Here is a 15,998-nt window from a genome sequence, read left to right on the forward strand (position 1 = left end):
CCGGAGGTCTTCATCCCGGCATTCGCGCGGGCGGCCCTGCAACCCCAACCAGCGATGCCGCCCGCGCTGGCGCCACGACCATCATTGCACTAACAATCAAATTGGACCCGTCCGTGGGGGCCGATCACGCGTGGTGGGCAAGAAGATCGGCGTCACCTCGAAAGCGGTGCAGGATATGCTGGGCGTGCACCAGCCGGACTTCGGGTTCCTCACCGATCGCATGTGGATCGACGGCGAGACCATCGACATCGCCGCTCACGGTCTGATCCAGCCGCGCGCGGAGGCCGAGATCGCCTTCGTGCTGGGCGCCGACCTCACCGGACCGGGGGTCACCGCCGCCGACGTGCTGGCGGCGACGGCACACATCGCGCCGTGTTTCGAGATCGTTGATTCGCGCATCGCCGACTGGAAGATCGGCATCGTCGATACGGTGGCCGACAATGCGTCGTGCGGCGTGTTCGTGCTGGGCGCGGCGCGGGCCGACCCGCGCGATCACGATCTGCCGGCGCTGAAGGTGACGGTGCGCAAGAACGGCCAGCCGCTGTCGGAAGGGCTGGGCAGCGCGGTGCAGGGCGACCCGGCCCAGGCGGTGGCGTGGCTGGCCAATACGCTGGGGCGCCACGGCGTCACCCTGGCGGCCGGCGACGTCATCCTGTCCGGCTCGCTGGTGCCGCTGGAGCCGGCGGTGGCCGGCGATGTGTTCGAAATGACGCTGCACGGCGTTGGTGACTGCGTGGCGCGATTTGTCTGAAGGAGTGCGCATGGCACGGGTGAAGGCGGCAATCATCGGCTCGGGCAATATCGGCACCGACCTGATGATCAAGATGGTGAAATACCCGCAGAACATGGAACTGGCGGCGGTGGTCGGCATCGATCCCGACAGCGAGGGTCTGGCGATGGCGCGCGCCCGTGGTGTCGCCACCACCCACGAGGGCATAGAGGGCCTGCGCCGGCTGCCGGACTATGCCGACATCGGCATCGTGTTCGACGCGACGTCGGCCTATGCCCACAAGGCGCATGACGCCGCACTGCGGGCCGACGGCAAGCAGGTGGTGGATCTGACGCCGGCGGCGATCGGGCCGTTCACCGTGCCGACGGTGAACATGGAGGCCCACCTCGACCAGCCCAACGTCAACATGGTGACCTGCGGCGGCCAGGCCACCATTCCGATGGTGGCGGCGGTGGCGCAGGTGGCCACGGTGCGCTACGCCGAAATCGTCGCCTCGGTGTCGTCGCGCTCGGCCGGCCCCGGCACGCGCGCCAACATCGACGAGTTCACCCGCACCACGGCGCGGGCGATCGAGGTGGTGGGTGGCGCCGAGACGGGCAAGGCGATCATCATCCTCAATCCCGCCGAGCCGCCGATGATCATGCGCGACACCGTGTTCACCCTGTCGGAAGGGGCGGACGAAGCGGCGATCCGTGCCTCGGTGGCGGCGATGGTGGAGCGGGTGCAGCAGTATGTGCCCGGCTACCGGCTGAAGCAGGATGTGCAGTTCGAGCGCTACGGCGACAACAACCGGCTGCACATTCCCGGCCGCGGCGACTTCACCGGCATCAAGACCTCGATCTTCCTTGAGGTGGAAGGGGCCGGCGACTATCTGCCGTCCTATTCCGGCAATCTCGACATCATGACCGCGGCGGCCAAGGCGACCGGCGAGTTGCTGGCGGCGCGGATCATGGCACGCAGGAGCGCGGCATGACCTTCGACGTAACCCGGGACAAGCTCTACATCCAGGACGTGACGCTGCGCGATGGTATGCATGCCATTCGTCACATGTATGGGCTCGACCATGTGGCGGCCATCGCCCGCGCGCTCGATGAGGCGGGCGTCGATGCCATCGAGGTCGCCCACGGCGACGGCCTGTCCGGCGCCAGCTTCAATTACGGCTTCGGCGCCCACACCGACTGGGAGTGGCTGGAGGCGGTGGCCGCCGTGCTCACCCGCTCGGTGCTGACCACGCTGATCCTGCCCGGCGTCGGCACCGTCGAGGAACTGAAGCGCGCCTGTGATCTCGGCGTGCGGTCGGTGCGGGTGGCGACCCACTGTACCGAGGCGGATGTCTCGAAGCAGCACATCGGCATCGCCCGCGATCTCGGCATGGACGTGGCGGGCTTCCTGATGATGAGCCACATGATCGAGCCGGACGCGCTGGCGGCGCAGGCGCAACGGATGGAAAGCTACGGCGCGCAGTGCGTCTATGTCACCGACTCCGGCGGCGCGCTGGACATGGACGGCGTGCGTGCGCGCCTGGAGGCTTATGACCGGGTGCTGAAGCCCGACACCCAGCGCGGCATCCATGCCCACCACAACCTGTCGCTGGGGGTGGCCAACTCGCTGGTGGCGGCCCAGGCCGGCGCGGTGCGCATCGACGCCAGCCTGGCCGGCATGGGGGCGGGCGCCGGCAACGCGCCGCTGGAGGTGTTCATCGCCGCCGCCGACCGCAAGGGCTGGAACCATGGCTGCGACCTCTACAAGCTGATGGACGCGGCGGAGGAACTGGTGCGCCCGCTGCAGGACCGGCCGGTGCGCGTCGACCGCGAGACGCTCAGCCTCGGCTATGCCGGCGTCTATTCGAGCTTCCTGCGGCACGCCGAAAAGGCGGCGGTGGATTACGGCCTCGACACCCGCGCCATCCTGGTCGAGCTGGGCCGGCGCAAGATGGTCGGCGGTCAGGAGGACATGATCGTCGATGTCGCGCTGGACATGCTGAAGGCGCGTGCCGCCGGCTGAGGTCGTGCCACCGTTGGGAACGGGAAGGAGGACGCCATGCCGGCGGATCGTCTCGATCATCTGTTGTCGCCGGGCAGGATCGGCGGCCTGACGCTGCCCAACCGGATCATCGTCACCGCCATGGGCGTCAATCTCGCCGAGCCCGACGGCACCTGTGGCACGCGCATCCGCGCCTTCCATGAGGAGCAGGCGCGCGGCGGCGCCGGTCTGATCGTCGTCGGCGTCGCGGCGGTGGCCTGGCCGACCGGGGCTGTGAAGCCGTGGCAGGTGGCGATCTCGGAGGATCGGTTCATCCCCGGTCTTGCCGCCATGGGCGAGGCGGTGCATCGCCACGGCGCGAAATTCGCCATCCAGCTGCAGCACGGCGGGCTGGTCGCCATGCAGGACATGCTGGAGGGCCGGCCGGTGTGGACCCCCTCGCTGCCGGAGATGCCGGAAGGCGACTTCACCCAGGCTTTCCTGCTGGAGGAATTGCAGGCCGCGCCGTTCAGCCGCATCACCTCGGTGGACTTCAAGGTGATGACGGTCGAGGACATCCGCCACGTGGTCGGCCAGTTCGCGTCCGCCGCGCGCCGGGCGCGCGAGGCCGGGGCCGACGGCATCGAGATTCACGCCGGCCACGGCTATCTGATTTCGTCGTTCATCTCGCCGCGTACCAACAAGCGTACCGACGCCTATGGCGGCCCGCTGGAAAACCGCCTGCGCTTCCTGCTGGAAATCCTGCGGGCGGTGCGCGAGACGGTGGGGCCGGAGTTTCCGCTGTGGTGCAAGCTCGACGCCGAGGAGGTCGGCCGCCAGGGCGGCATCACGCTGGCGGACGCGGTGGCGTCGGCGCGGCTGGTGGAGCAGGCCGGCGTCGATGCCATTACCGTCACCGCCTATCACAACACCGCCCACGGCAAGCTGCACTCGGCCTCCAACATCCCGCACGAACCGGGCTGCAATCTGCCGGCGGCGGCGACCATCCGCCGGGCCGTCGGCGTGCCGGTGATCGCCTCGGGGCGCATCGAGCCGGCGGTCGCCGAGGGCGTGCTGGCGCGCGGCGAGGCGGATTTCATCGCCATGGGCCGCAAGCTGCTGGCCGACCCGCATCTGCCGCGCAAGCTCGCCGAAGGCCGGCCGCAGGACGTGCGGCCGTGCGTCTATTGCTACACCTGCGTCTCCGCCATCTACACCGGCGAGGCGGTACGCTGCGCCGCCAACCCGCGCACCGGCTACGAGAGCGAGCTGCCCGAGCCGCAGCCGGCCGCCACGCCGCGGCGGCTGGTGGTGGTGGGCGGCGGCCCCGCCGGCATGGAAACCGCGCTGCGGCTCGACCGCATGGGGCACGCGGTGACGCTGATCGAGCGGGCCGAGCGGCTGGGCGGCACGCTGCGGGTGGCGGCGCTCGCCTATGACGCCAACGAGCGGCTGCTCGACTGGCTCATCCGTCAGGTCGAGGCCTCCGGCATCACCGTGCGCACCGGCACCGAGGCGACGCCAGCGCTGCTGGCGAGGCTGGCGCCCGATGCCGTGGTGGTGGCCAGCGGCGCGCGGCGCGACCTGCCGCCGATCCCCGGCCACGACCTGCCGCACGTGTTCAGCGGCGACGACATGCGCCGGCTGCTGTTCGGCGAGACCAGCGATTCGCTCAAACGCAAGACCGGCTGGGCGACCCGGCTGGCGACACGGGTGGGCGCGGCCAGCGGCATGACCGCCAATCTCGACTTCGTGCGGCAGGCGACCCGGTGCTGGATGCCGCTGGGCAAGCGGGTGGTGATCGTCGGCGGCGAGCTGGTCGGGCTGGAGCTGGCGGAGTTTCTCCACGAGCGCGGCCGCCAGGTGACGGTGGTCGACGACGTGCCCCGGCTGGGCAAGGGCCTGACGGTGGTGCGGCGGATGCGGCTGCTCGACGAGCTGCGCGAACACGGCGTGGTGTTGCACGCCGGCGCGCGCGACATCCGCATCGAAGCCGATGCGGTGCGCTTTGTCGACGCCGGCGGCGAGGCCCGGGCGGTGCCGGCCGATCACGTCATCGTCGCCAAGGGCGCGGCGGGCGACGCCACGCTCGCCGACAGCCTGCGCGCCGCCGGCCTGACGGTGCACCTGATCGGCGACGCCGGCGGTGTCGGATACATCGAAGGCGCCATGCGCGACGCCGCCCGACTGGCGGCGACGTTCAACTGAGCGGCCCAACCGGGCGCCAGGGCAAAACGACAAGAGGCAGGGACATGAGCGATCTGGAACAGGGCGTGGCGGTGCTGGAGCGGAGCGGGGTCGCCCGCGCGCGGCCGCTGGTTGTGGCGCTGGGCGGCACGCTGTCGGCCGGCAGCTCGACCGAGAAGGCGCTGCGGGTGGCGCTGGCCGGCGCGGCCGCCGCCGGGGCCGACGTCGAGATCATCAGCGGCGCGGCGCTCGACATGCCGCTCTACGCCTGGGAGCGCAAGGAGCGCACGCCGGCGGCGGCACATCTGGTGGCGACACTGCGCCGCGCCGATGGCGTCATCCTCGGCTCGCCCGGCTACCATGGCGGCATCTCCGGGCTGGTGAAGAACGCACTCGACTATACCGAGGACATGGCCAGGGACGACTGGCCCTATTTCCACGGTCGCCCGGTCGGCGCGGTGGCCACGGGCGCCGGCTGGCAGGGCGCGGTGGCGACACTGATCGCGCTGCGCGGCGTCGTCCATGCCCTGCGCGGCTGGAACACGCCGCTGGGGGTGGCGATCAACACCTCCGAGCGGGTGTTCGACGCCGAGGGCGCCTGCGTCGATGCCAAGATCGACGCCATGCTTCAGGCCATGGGCCGCGAAGTGGCCCAGGCGGCGCGGGTGCGCGCCATGATGCTGCAGGCCGACGCGCCGACCCCCTGAGCCTCCTGACCCCCTGAGTCTCCTGATCCCCTGAGTCTCTGGCGGCCTGTCTCAGGGCCAGCCTCCTGACCATCGGGTGAGGCGGTGCGGCCCCTGGCGCCCAGAACCCCGGCGCCCGATACCCCTGTGCCGGATACCCCTGCGCCCGCTCCCCTTGCGCTGTCTCCATATATTCATTATATGCGAATATATTGAAATATACAGAGACCGTGCCGTCCGGCGTTGCAGGAGACCACCCGATGACCGACCAGACCCTCGCCACCGCCACCCGCCTTGTCGAGGCCGCCGCAGCGGCGCCGGCGGTGGTGCGCAGCTTCTTCGACGAGGCGACGTTCACGGTCACCCATGTGGTCTCCGACCCGGCGACCGGTCAGGCGGCGATCATCGACAGCGTGCTCGATTTCGACCCCGCCTCCGGGCGCACCAGCACCACCTCGGCCGACCGGGTGATCGATTATGTGCGTGCCGAGCGGCTCAGCGTCGCCTGGCTGCTGGAGACGCACGCGCACGCCGACCATCTGTCGGCGGCCCCCTATCTCAAGGAGGCGCTGGGTGGCACGCTGGCCATTGGCCGGCACATCCAGACGGTGCAGCAGGTGTTCGGCGACATCTTCAACGAGGATGCCGGCTTCGCCCGCGACGGCTCGCAGTTCGACCGGCTGTTCGAGGATGGCGACACCTTCCGCATCGGCACGCTGGAGGCGGTGGTGATGCACGTGCCCGGCCATACGCCGGCCGATCTGGCCTATGTCATCGGCGAGGCGGCGTTCGTCGGCGACACCCTGTTCATGCCCGACTATGGCACGGCGCGGGCGGATTTTCCCGGCGGCGACGCGCGCACACTGTTCCGCTCGATTCGCCGCCTGCTGGCGCTGCCGGTGCAGACGCGGCTGTTCCTGTGCCACGACTACAAGGCGCCGGGGCGCGACAGCTACGCCTGGGAGACGACGGTGGCCGCCGAACGGGCCGGCAACATCCATGTCCATGACGGCATGGCCGAGGACGCCTTCGTCGCCATGCGCGAGGCGCGCGACGCCACGCTTGGGATGCCGCGGCTGATCCTGCCGTCGATCCAGGTCAACATGCGCGGCGGGCGGCTGCCGGAGCCCGAGGACAACGGCACCCGCTATCTCAAACTGCCACTGAATCTGTTCTGACATGCTGGTGCTTGAACCCCTGCAGTATCTCATCGGCGCCGCCTCCGGCTCGCTGGTCGGCTTCACGCTGGGGCTGGTGGGTGGCGGCGGTTCCATCCTCGCGGTGCCGCTGATGGTTTATCTCGTCGGCGTGCCGGCCCCGCATGTCGCCATCGGCACCAGCGCGCTCGCCGTTGCCGCCAATGCCGGCGCCAATCTGCTGACCCACGCCCGCCAGGGTACGGTCAAGTGGCGTTGCGCCGGCATGTATGCCGCCGCCGGCGTGCTTGGCGCGCTTGCCGGCTCCAGCCTCGGCAAGGCGTTCGATGGCCAGAAGCTGCTGTTCCTGTTCGCGTTGCTGATGCTGGTGGTCGGTGTGCTGATGCTGCGCGGCCGCGCCGACACCGGCAATCCCGATGTCCAGTGCAAGCGGGAGAACGCGCCGCGCGTCATCGCCTTCGGCAGCGCCACCGGTCTGTTTTCCGGCTTTTTCGGCATCGGCGGCGGCTTTCTCATCGTGCCGGGGTTGATCGCCTCCACCGGGATGCCGATGCTGAGCGCGGTGGGCTCGTCGCTGGTGGCGGTCACCGCCTTCGGCCTGACCACGGCGGCCAATTACGCCTTCTCGGGCCTGGTCGACTGGGCGCTGGCGGCGGTGTTCATCGGTGGCGGCGTGCTGGGCGGCATCGCGGGGGCCGCCGCCGCGCGGCGCCTGGCGGCGCGCAAGGGCGCGCTCAACACCGTGTTCGCCGTGCTGATCTTCGTCGTTGCCGGCTACATGCTCTGGAAGAGCGGCCAGGCCCTGGGCATGTAGGCTTGTGTAGCCTCATTGCCGGCCGGTCAGGGCATCGATGCCGTCGCGCACGGCGGCGCGGGAGATCTCGCCGGTGTGGCGCCTGACGATGCGGCCCTCGGCATCGATGAACAAGGTGGTGGGCAGGGCACGGATGTCCAGCGCCCGGCCGAGGCTGTTGCGTTCGTCGAGATGAATGCCGGCGGTGGTCAGCCGCGCCTGGTGGAGATAGCCCAGCACCTGCGGGCGGGATTCGCCCTGGCTGACCAGCAGCACTGGCACGGTGCCACGGCCTGCCTCCTCGATCAGCATCGGCAGCTCGCGCCGGCACGGCGGGCACCAGGTTGCCCAGACGTTGATGACCAGCGGCCGGCCGCGCAGGCCGTCGAGTGGCACCGGGCGTCCCTGCGTGGTGGTGACAACGATGCCGGCCGGCAGCGGCACGATGCTGACCTCGCGCTTGATCGCCGCGGCACCGAGGCCCAGACCGCCGGCCAGCACCAGCGCACCCAGCAGGGGCATCAACGCCGATGACCGGAAGTGGCGCAATACGATGACGGCGATGGCGGCGCTGAGGCCGGGGCCCGGCGCGAAGCCGCCCTGCCAGAAGTACAGCGCCGACCAGGGATCGTCGGTAAAAGCGTCCCTATGGGTGGCGACATAGCTCAGGCGGGCGAACAGCAAGCCGAGCCCGAGCGCGAGCCATCCGGTCTGTTCCGCACGCGCATCCCGGTGCCGGGCGATCACGCCGGCGAGGATGACGAAGATGGCAATGGCGACCAGGGCCATCAGTCTGTCGGTGGCCAGACTGAGCGGGCCGATGGTCAGGCTGTCGCCCATGCGGTGATCAGTGCTCCAGATCCTCGTCTTCCGGCGAGCGGAACTCATGCCACATGCCGTTGAGGATGCCGAAGGCCACGGCGAGGCCAAGGCCGAGTACCCAGGAGAAATACCACATCGCAGGTGACCCTTTTCAGTAGAAGTCCGGGTTGGTTCGCACGTCCTTCATCGTCACGCGGCCGAACAGCACGCGGTAGACCCACGCGGTGTAGAGCAGCACCAGCGGCAGGAAGATGATGGTCACCACCAGCATGACGAACAGCGTCAGGTGGCTCGACGAGGCGTTCCACACCGTGAGACTGGAGATCGGATCGATCGAACTGGGCAGGATGAACGGGAACATCGACAGGCCGACCGTGGCGATGATGCCCACCGTCGCCAGCGACGAGCCGCCGAAGGCCAGCGCCTCGCGGCCGGCGCGGATGCCCGCCAGCGCCAGCAACGGCCCGATAAGGCCGAGGATCGGTGCCGCCAGCATCCACGGGTAGTGGCGGTAGTTGTCGAGCCAGGCGCCGGCGACGGCGACACTTTGCGTGAGACGGGGGTTGGAGGGACCGGTGGCCTCAACCGCGCCTTCAATGCGCATCCCCATGTTCATCGTTGCCACCATCACGCCGCCCAACGCGAACAGCAGGATGGCGACAAGGGCCGCCCCCTGGCCAATGCGGGCGGCGCGCGCGTGCACGGGGCCGTGTTCGATCTTGATGGCAAGCCAGGCGGCTCCATGCAGCACCAGCATCGCCACCGAAAGCAGGCCGCACAGCAGCGAGAAGGGGTGGAACAGCCCCAGCAGCGTACCATCGTAGAAGGCGCGCAGATCGGAATCGAGCCGGAACGGCACGCCAGTCAGCACATTGCCCACCGCGACGCCGAACACCAGTGCCGGCACGGCGCCGCCGGTGAACAGCGCCCAGTCCCAGCGGGTCCGCCAGCGGGCATCGGGCTTCTTCGAGCGGTATTTGAAGCCGACCGGCCGCAGGATCATGGCCGCCAGCACCAGGAACATCGCCAGGTAGAAGCCGGAGAAGGAGACCGCGTAAACAAACGGCCAGGCGGCGAAGATGGCGCCGCCGCCGAGGATGAACCACACCTGGTTGCCTTCCCAGGTGGCGGCGATCGAGTTGATCGTCAGGCGACGTTCGGCGTCATCGCGGGCGACGAACGGCAGCAGGGCGGCGACGCCGAGGTCAAAGCCGTCGGTCAGCGCGAAGCCGATCAGCAGCACGCCCATCAGGCCCCACCAGATGACCCGCAGCACGTCGTAGTCGAGAGGCAGCTCCATGGTGGTTCTCCTTATTCCGCCGGCAGCGGCGCATAGCCGTGCCGGGTCTGGCCGTCATCGGGACGTGGTGTGTCCTGATGCTCGACAGGTCCTTTGGCGATGGTGGCCAGCATCAGCCTGACCTCGATCACCGCCAGCGTGCCGTAGAGCAGGGTGAAGCCGATGATGGTGGTCCAGAGTTGGCCGACCGTCAGACTGGAGGCCGCGAGGAACGTGGGCAGAACACCCTCGATCGCCCACGGTTGTCGGCCGATCTCGGCGAGAATCCAGCCGAACTCGGCGGCCAGCCACGGCAGCGGGATGATCAGCACCGCCAGTCGCAGGAACCAGCGCACGTCGAAGCGCCGCACGGTGGAAAAATAGAAGGCGAGCAGGAAGAAGCCGATGAAAAAGAAGCCCAGCCCCGCCATCACCCGGAACACCCAGAACATAACCGGCACGTTGGGCACGGTGTTCCACGCCGCCTTCATGATGGTTTCGGTGTCGGCCTGGCGCGGATCATCGACATAGCGCTTGAGCAGCAGCGCATAGCCCAGATCCTGCTTGTACCGCTCGAATTGTTCGCGCGCTGCAAGGTCGGTACGGTCCTGCTTGAGTTTCTCAACGGCATCATAGGCCAGGATGCCGGTTTCGATGCGTTCAGACGCCCGCAGCACCAGATCGTTGATTCCGGTGACCTCGCCGGTCAGGCTCCGGGTCGAGATCAGCCCCAGCACGTAGGGGATTTTCACCTCGAAATGGGTTTCGCGGTCGCTCATGCTGGGGATGCCGAACAGTGCAAGCCCCGCCGGCGCCGGCTCGGTTTCCCACATCGCTTCCAGCGAGGCGAGCTTCATTTTCTGGTTGTCTGTGAGCGCGTAGCCCGACTCATCGCCCAGCACCACCACCGACAGTGAGGAGGCGAGGCCGAAGGCTGCCGCCACGGTCATGGAGCGCCGTGCCACCGCCTGCCAGCGGCCTTTGAGCAGATACCAGGCGGACACGCCCAGCACGAACACCGAGGCCGTGACATAGCCGGCGCTGACGGTATGGACGAATTTCGCCTGTGCCACCGGGTTGAACAGCACCGCCATGAAGTCGGTGACTTCCATGCGCATGGTCTCGGGGTTGAAGGCGGCGCCGGCGGGATGCTGCATCCAGCCATTGGCGACGAGAATCCACAGCGCCGACAGGTTGGAGCCCAGCGCCACCATGAAGGTGGCCAGCAGGTGGCCGCGCTTGGACAGCTTGTCCCAGCCGAAGAACATCAGGCCGACAAAGGTTGCTTCGAGAAAGAACGCCATCAGGCCTTCAATGGCCAGTGGCGCGCCAAAAATGTCACCGACGTAATGCGAGTAATAGGACCAGTTGGTGCCGAACTCGAATTCCATGGTGAGGCCGGTCGCTACGCCGAGCACGAAGTTGATACCGAACAACTTGCCCCAGAATCGGGTGATGGTTCGCCAGATCGGCCGGTCGGTCATCACATAAATGCTCTCCATGATGACCAGCATGAAGGAGAGACCCAGCGTGAGCGGCACGAAGAGGAAGTGGTAGAGGGCAGTCAGCGCGAACTGCAGGCGGGAAAGCTCGACAACGGCCATGTCCATGGCAATGCTCCTGAAGGCCCAGCCTTGGCGCGCGATCGCACCGGCAGCCAGATTCAAATATAGCCTTCGATTATTTGCAAGTGACAGTATCTCATATAAACCGTGACATCGAAATGGCCAGACCGGGCACGCCTGTCCTCTTGTGGTTGATTGACGCAGCGGCGGCAGTGGCATTTGCTGCCGCGCTGTCCGCTGCCGTGGTGCTATGGCAGGCCGGAGACGCGCATTTGCCAGTCATTCTTGTCGGGCTTGTCGCGGCGACGCTGCTGCGCGGCGCGGCGCGCTGGGCGGCGACGAGCAGCGGTCAGCAGGTCGCGGCTCGCATGAAGGCAGACTGGCGTGCTCGGGTCCATGGCCGGATGCTGACCACCGCGCCGGGCACGCGCATCATGCTGGGCGAGCAGGTGGCCGATGCGATCGACCGGATCGAGGGCCTTGATGGCTACTATGCCCGGTTCCGGCCGCAACGCGCCGCGGCGACCATGGCGCCGCTGCTGATTGCGGCGGCCGTCGCCACCGCCAGTCCGGTATCGGCGCTGATCCTGCTCGTTACCCTGTTGCCGTTTGGCCTCGGCATGGCGCTCGCCGGATCGGCCGCATCGCGCGCCGCGACGCGACAGCTTGAAGCGCTCGGCCGGCTGTCCGGGCTGTTCGTCGACCGCCTGCGGCTGTTGCCGGTCATCGTGGCCTTTGGTGCCGAAGCACGTGTGTCCCGGCAGGTGATGCACGCGACGCGCGATGTCGCGCAGCGGACGCTCACTGTGTTGCGTATCGCCTTCGTCTCCAGTGCGGTGATCGATTTCTTCGCGGCGCTCTCGGTGGCGCTGGTTGCCGTCTATTGTGGCTTTTCGCTGCTCGGACTGCTGCCATTTCCGTCTCCCGAGGCACTGGCCCTCGAAGACGCGCTGTTCGTCCTGGTGCTGGCGCCGGAGTTCTATGTGCCCATGCGCCGGCTGGCGGCGAGCTATCACGACAAGCAGACGGGCGAGGCAGCCCTCGACCGGCTGCAGGCGGAAGCCAGTACGCCGGCGGCGCCCGCGCACCCGCCGCTGGTGCGTTCACCGTCGCTGCGCTTCGAGGACGTGGTGGTTGCCTATGGCGACAGCCGGGTCGGTCCGTTCAGCTTCGATGTGCCGGCCGGGCGGATGACGGCGATCAGCGGACCGACCGGCATTGGCAAGTCGAGCCTGCTGCATGCTCTGCTGGGGCTGGTGCCGGTGGCGTCGGGACGTATTCTCGTCGATGGCCGGCCGCTGCCGCCGGGAGGGCTGGCAGGCGCGGTCGGGTGGGCCGGTCAGGGGGTGGCCCTGCTGCCTGGCACGCTGGCCGACAACATCCGGCTGGCACGGCCTGATGCCGATGACGCGAGCGTCGACTCGGTGGCCCGGCGGGTCGGGCTCGATGTGCTGCTGGACGGGCGGCTTTCGGCGGAACGGGGCGCCCTTGATCCGCGCGGCTCCGGGTTATCGGGTGGCGAGCGGCGACGCATCGCGGTGGCACGCGTGTTGCTGAGGGATGCGCCCTTGTGGCTGCTCGACGAACCGACCGCCGATCTTGATGCCGCGTCGGCCACCGCCATCGCCGAGACACTGCGGATCGCCGGCGGTGGGCACACGGTTCTGCTCGTCACCCACACGGTTGCGCTGGCCGCCAGTGCGGACCATCGGGTGGTGCTGGCATGAACCGCTCCGCGCTTGAGACGATGCTGCGCGACGCCTCCCGGCCACTGCGGACGACGGCGATGCGCGCGGCATTCAGCGCGGTCGCGGCGGCGATCGCCGGCGTCGCGCTGCTGGGCGTTTCAGGATGGTTCATCACGGCATCGGCGCTGGCGGGGATGGGCGGGGTACTGGCGGTAAAGGCGTTCAATTACCTGCTTCCCAGTGCCAGTATCCGCGGGCTGACCATTGTGCGCACGCTGGCCCGCTATGGCGAACGCTACTGGAGCCACCGCGCGGCCCTGCTGGCATTGGCCGATGTGCGCGCGCGGCTCTTCGATCGATTGGCGGCGAGGCCGGAGTCGGCAGCCCATCACACGGGTGAACTCACCGCGCGGCTGGTACAGGATATCGATGCGCTGGAGGATCTGATCGTCCGGCAACCGGCTCTGCCGGCAGCGGTCGCGGGCGGTGCCGCGGGCATTGCTTTCAGCCTCCTGGCAGGTCTGTGGCCGGCGATGGCGCTGGCGACGGTGCTGCTGGTGCTGGCGGTCGCGGTCCGCCGGGTGGCGCCCCGGTTGCTTACCCGGCCTGCTCTCACGGCGGCGACCGCGCTCGGCGACCTGAAAGCCGCGTTTGTCACCAGCGCGTCGGCGTCGCCCGAAGTTGCGGCCTATGGTCTGGCGCCAAGAATCACGATGCATCTTGAGAAGGAAGCCGTGCGGCTCGACCGGGCACGGCTGGCATTCGCGCGCGGCGAGGCCTTGCTGGACGCGGCGCTTGGCGTTGGCGGGGGCGTGGCGGCGGCACTGGTCGCCCTGCTGTCGGAGGCCGATGCGGCGCGAACCGTGCTGGCCATGCTGGCGGCTGTGGCAGCCACGGAGGCCCTGACCGCCTATGTGCGCGGCATTGCCCGCGAGGCAGCCATTGCCGCCAGCCTTGATCGGCTTGCCCAACTGCTGGAGGCCGACCAGGCGGCGGCCGTGGACGTGACCACCTCTCCCGCGCTGGCTGGCGACGTACTCACTGTCAGCTACGGCGGGGCGTGCCTGGATCTGGCGCGTGGCGATCGGCTCGCGCTCACCGGCCCGTCCGGCAGTGGCAAGACGCGGATACTGGAGGTACTGGCTGGCTTGCGGGCCGATCCGGGTGTGGCGGGTCTGATGATTGATGGACGACCGCTTTCGGCTGTGTCGCCGGCGCTGCTGCGGCCGTTGATGGCGCTGGCGCCGCAGGACGCCGGGCTGCTGGCCGGCACGGTGCGCGACAATCTGCGGCTGGCCCGTTCAGGCCTCGACGACGATGCGCGGCTGTGGGCGGCGCTGGAGACGGCGTGCCTTGCCGATGCGGTGCGGGCGCTGCCCGAGGGGCTCGACAGCTGGATCGGCGATGCCGGCGCCCGCCTGTCCGGCGGTCAGCGCAAGCGGCTGGCGCTGGCGCGCGCGCTGCTGGCCGGCCGGCCGTGGCTGCTGCTCGATGAACCCAGCGAAGGCCTCGATCCGGCGACCGAGGCGCAGCTGGTGGCCCGTCTGGATGCCTGGCTGGCCGCCACCGGCACCGGGCTGGTGGTGGCGACCCACCGCCCGGCGCTGCTGGCGCTGACCCCGCGCCGGCTCGCCACGGCGTAGGAGCGGTTCCTCAGCGGGTTGGCGCCGGCGCGCCGCCACCCAGCGTCTTGTACAGCGTCATCCGGTTGCTGGCGCGCAGCAGGCGGGCCTGGATCAGCGTCTGACGGGCGCTGTAGAGCGTGCGCTCGGCATCCAGCAGCACCAGATAATCGTCGACGCCGCGCTCGTAACGCGCCTTGGCCAGATCGCGGCTTTCCCGGGCCGCTTCCAGCTGGCGCTCGCTGGCGGTGACGCGGGTGTCGATGGTGGCCCGCACCGCCAGCGCGTCGGCGACTTCGCGAAACGCGGTCTGGATGGTTTTCTCGTAGGTGGCGACGGCGATCTGCTGGCTGGCCTCGGCGCCGCGCAGATTGGCGATGTTGGCGCCACCGGCGAAAATCGGCAGCGAGATCTGCGGCAGGAAGCTCCACGCGCCGGTGCCGCTGGTGAACAGGCCGTCGAGATCGGTGCTGGCGCTGCCGGCGCTGCCGGTGAGGGTGATGCGCGGGAAGAAGGCGGCCCGCGCCGCGCCGATGTCGGCGTTGCGCGCCTTCAGCTCATGCTCGGCCGCCAGCACGTCGGGGCGGCGGGTCAGCACCTCGGCGGGCAGTCCGGCCGGCAGATCGCCGGCGATCGCCGCGTCGTCGAGGTCCGACGGCAGCAGGGCCTCGGGCAGCTCGGCGCCCGCCAGCAGCCGCAGCGCGTTGCGCGACTGGTCGGCGGTGGCGGTGGCGGTGGCAACATCGGCACGCGCCTGCTCAGCCAGCGTCTGGCTCTGGCGCAGCTCCAGCCGCGAGGCGGTGCCGGCGTCAAAGCGGCGCTGGATCACCGCCAGCGCCTCCTCGCGAGTGGCCAGCGTGTCGCGGCTGATGGCCAGCTGCTCGCGGTCGGCCGCCAGCGTCAGATAGGCCGATACCGTCTCGGCGATCAGGCTGAGTTCCACCGAGCGGCGGGTCTCGGCAATGGCGAGATAGGATTGCAGCGCCGAGGTGGTCAGGCTGCGCACCCGGCCGAACAGGTCAACCTCATACGACGTGACGCCGAGGTTGGCCTCATACTGGCGGGTATCGATGCTGGCGCCGGTCGACGACACCGAGGCCGGCGTGCGGCTGCGGGTGTAGCTGGCGCCGGCATCGACGCCCGGCAGCAGGTCGGCTCGCTGGATGCGGTACTGGGCGCGCGCCTTGTCGATGTTGAGCACCGCCACCTTGAGGTCGCGGTTGTTGGCCAGCGCCAGCATCACCAGCTGACGCAGCCGGTCGTCGCGCACCACGTCCTGCCAGGCGAGCCCGGCGGCGGAGGCCGCCAGACCATCCTGACCGGTGGAGGCCGCATGATCCTGACCGGCGGCATCCGGTGTCGGCGCTGCCGCGTCCGCAGGCCAGGCGGTGGCCACCGGCAGGGCGGGGCGCTCATAGGCGGGCGCCATGGTGCAGCCGGACAGCGCGGTGCCGGCGACGAGCAGGATCAGCAGGGGACGGGTCATCGGGATTTTCTCTGTGCGGGT

Annotated in this window: 14 protein-coding genes; 9 read left to right on the forward strand and 5 right to left on the reverse strand. The window is 69.3% G+C overall.

Going from position 1 to position 15,998, the window contains the following annotated elements:
- The first annotated feature begins 133 nt into the window (after window positions 1–133).
- The 7 genes from ABU113_RS06530 to ABU113_RS06560 all read left to right on the forward strand — a co-directional run bounded on the left by ABU113_RS06530 (window position 134) and on the right by ABU113_RS06560 (window position 7,536).
- Window positions 134–751: a fumarylacetoacetate hydrolase family protein gene (locus tag ABU113_RS06530; protein ID WP_454558693.1), complete on the forward strand. Its 618-nt coding sequence runs from the start codon at window positions 134–136 to the stop codon at window positions 749–751.
- Window positions 752–761: 10 nt separating this feature from the next.
- The gene (locus tag ABU113_RS06535) at window positions 762–1,703 is read left to right on the forward strand and encodes an acetaldehyde dehydrogenase (acetylating) (RefSeq protein ID WP_454558694.1); all 942 of its coding nucleotides are present in this window, start codon (window positions 762–764) and stop codon (window positions 1,701–1,703) included.
- Window positions 1,700–2,734 carry a 4-hydroxy-2-oxovalerate aldolase gene (gene dmpG, locus ABU113_RS06540; protein ID WP_454558695.1) on the forward strand — a complete coding sequence of 345 codons (1,035 nt, stop codon included), beginning with the start codon at window positions 1,700–1,702 and terminating at the stop codon, window positions 2,732–2,734. The genes ABU113_RS06535 and dmpG overlap by 4 nt, the downstream gene beginning before the upstream one ends.
- Before the next feature lie 36 nt (window positions 2,735–2,770).
- Window positions 2,771–4,900, forward strand: a complete 2,130-nt coding sequence (locus ABU113_RS06545; protein WP_454558696.1) for an oxidoreductase — start codon at window positions 2,771–2,773, stop codon at window positions 4,898–4,900.
- Between the two features lie 44 nt (window positions 4,901–4,944).
- On the forward strand, window positions 4,945–5,586 hold the full coding sequence (locus ABU113_RS06550; protein WP_454558697.1) for an NADPH-dependent FMN reductase: 642 nt from the start codon (window positions 4,945–4,947) through the stop codon (window positions 5,584–5,586).
- Window positions 5,587–5,825: 239 nt separating this feature from the next.
- Window positions 5,826–6,743, forward strand: coding sequence for an MBL fold metallo-hydrolase (locus ABU113_RS06555; protein WP_454558698.1), 918 nt, complete (start codon window positions 5,826–5,828; stop codon window positions 6,741–6,743).
- 1 nt (window position 6,744) lies between these two features.
- A complete protein-coding gene (locus tag ABU113_RS06560; protein WP_454558699.1) occupies window positions 6,745–7,536 on the forward strand; it encodes a sulfite exporter TauE/SafE family protein in 792 nt (263 codons plus the stop codon).
- A gap of 12 nt (window positions 7,537–7,548) precedes the next feature.
- Here ABU113_RS06560 and ABU113_RS06565 read toward each other — a convergent pair whose 3' ends face one another.
- From ABU113_RS06565 to ABU113_RS06580, 4 genes are read right to left on the reverse strand one after another with little or no spacing between them, the layout of a single operon-like run.
- Entirely contained in the window at window positions 7,549–8,355 is an 807-nt protein-coding gene (locus tag ABU113_RS06565; RefSeq protein ID WP_454558700.1) for a prolipoprotein diacylglyceryl transferase family protein, read from the reverse strand.
- A gap of 7 nt (window positions 8,356–8,362) precedes the next feature.
- Window positions 8,363–8,473 carry a cytochrome bd-I oxidase subunit CydX gene (cydX, locus tag ABU113_RS06570; RefSeq protein WP_454558701.1) on the reverse strand — a complete coding sequence of 37 codons (111 nt, stop codon included), beginning with the start codon at window positions 8,471–8,473 and terminating at the stop codon, window positions 8,363–8,365.
- 15 nt (window positions 8,474–8,488) lie between these two features.
- A complete protein-coding gene (gene cydB / locus ABU113_RS06575; protein ID WP_454558702.1) occupies window positions 8,489–9,637 on the reverse strand; it encodes a cytochrome d ubiquinol oxidase subunit II in 1,149 nt (382 codons plus the stop codon).
- A gap of 11 nt (window positions 9,638–9,648) precedes the next feature.
- Window positions 9,649–11,226 (reverse strand): cytochrome ubiquinol oxidase subunit I, encoded by a 1,578-nt coding sequence (locus ABU113_RS06580; protein ID WP_454558703.1) that lies wholly within the window; start codon window positions 11,224–11,226, stop codon window positions 9,649–9,651.
- A gap of 113 nt (window positions 11,227–11,339) precedes the next feature.
- On the opposite strand from ABU113_RS06580, the gene cydD reads away from it, so the two are divergent.
- Entirely contained in the window at window positions 11,340–12,908 is a 1,569-nt protein-coding gene (cydD, locus tag ABU113_RS06585; RefSeq protein WP_454558704.1) for a thiol reductant ABC exporter subunit CydD, read from the forward strand.
- Complete coding sequence (locus tag ABU113_RS06590; RefSeq protein ID WP_454558705.1) at window positions 12,905–14,512, forward strand: ATP-binding cassette domain-containing protein; 1,608 nt, start codon at window positions 12,905–12,907, stop codon at window positions 14,510–14,512. Before cydD ends, ABU113_RS06590 begins: the two co-directional genes overlap by 4 nt.
- A 10-nt stretch (window positions 14,513–14,522) precedes the next feature.
- On the opposite strand, the gene ABU113_RS06595 is transcribed toward ABU113_RS06590, so the two are convergent.
- Complete coding sequence (locus ABU113_RS06595; RefSeq protein ID WP_454558706.1) at window positions 14,523–15,977, reverse strand: efflux transporter outer membrane subunit; 1,455 nt, start codon at window positions 15,975–15,977, stop codon at window positions 14,523–14,525.
- Between the last annotated feature and the right edge of the window lie 21 nt (window positions 15,978–15,998).

Source organism: Parapedomonas caeni (assembly GCF_041060555.1).
Taxonomy (GTDB): domain Bacteria; phylum Pseudomonadota; class Alphaproteobacteria; order Sphingomonadales; family Sphingomonadaceae; genus CAUJIW01.

Excerpts from the sequence above, each read along its gene's own strand:
- ABU113_RS06535 (WP_454558694.1), top strand. The coding sequence starts at position 762 with ATGGCACGGGTGAAGGCGGCAATCATCGGCTCGGGCAATATCGGCACC.
- dmpG (WP_454558695.1), top strand. The coding sequence starts at position 1,700 with ATGACCTTCGACGTAACCCGGGACAAGCTCTACATCCAGGACGTGACG.
- ABU113_RS06545 (WP_454558696.1), top strand. The coding sequence starts at position 2,771 with ATGCCGGCGGATCGTCTCGATCATCTGTTGTCGCCGGGCAGGATCGGC.
- ABU113_RS06550 (WP_454558697.1), top strand. The coding sequence starts at position 4,945 with ATGAGCGATCTGGAACAGGGCGTGGCGGTGCTGGAGCGGAGCGGGGTC.
- ABU113_RS06555 (WP_454558698.1), top strand. The coding sequence starts at position 5,826 with ATGACCGACCAGACCCTCGCCACCGCCACCCGCCTTGTCGAGGCCGCC.
- ABU113_RS06560 (WP_454558699.1), top strand. The coding sequence starts at position 6,745 with ATGCTGGTGCTTGAACCCCTGCAGTATCTCATCGGCGCCGCCTCCGGC.
- ABU113_RS06565 (WP_454558700.1), bottom strand. The coding sequence starts at position 8,355 with ATGGGCGACAGCCTGACCATCGGCCCGCTCAGTCTGGCCACCGACAGA.
- cydX (WP_454558701.1), bottom strand. The coding sequence starts at position 8,473 with ATGTGGTATTTCTCCTGGGTACTCGGCCTTGGCCTCGCCGTGGCCTTC.
- cydB (WP_454558702.1), bottom strand. The coding sequence starts at position 9,637 with ATGGAGCTGCCTCTCGACTACGACGTGCTGCGGGTCATCTGGTGGGGC.
- ABU113_RS06580 (WP_454558703.1), bottom strand. The coding sequence starts at position 11,226 with ATGGACATGGCCGTTGTCGAGCTTTCCCGCCTGCAGTTCGCGCTGACT.
- cydD (WP_454558704.1), top strand. The coding sequence starts at position 11,340 with ATGGCCAGACCGGGCACGCCTGTCCTCTTGTGGTTGATTGACGCAGCG.
- ABU113_RS06590 (WP_454558705.1), top strand. The coding sequence starts at position 12,905 with ATGAACCGCTCCGCGCTTGAGACGATGCTGCGCGACGCCTCCCGGCCA.
- ABU113_RS06595 (WP_454558706.1), bottom strand. The coding sequence starts at position 15,977 with ATGACCCGTCCCCTGCTGATCCTGCTCGTCGCCGGCACCGCGCTGTCC.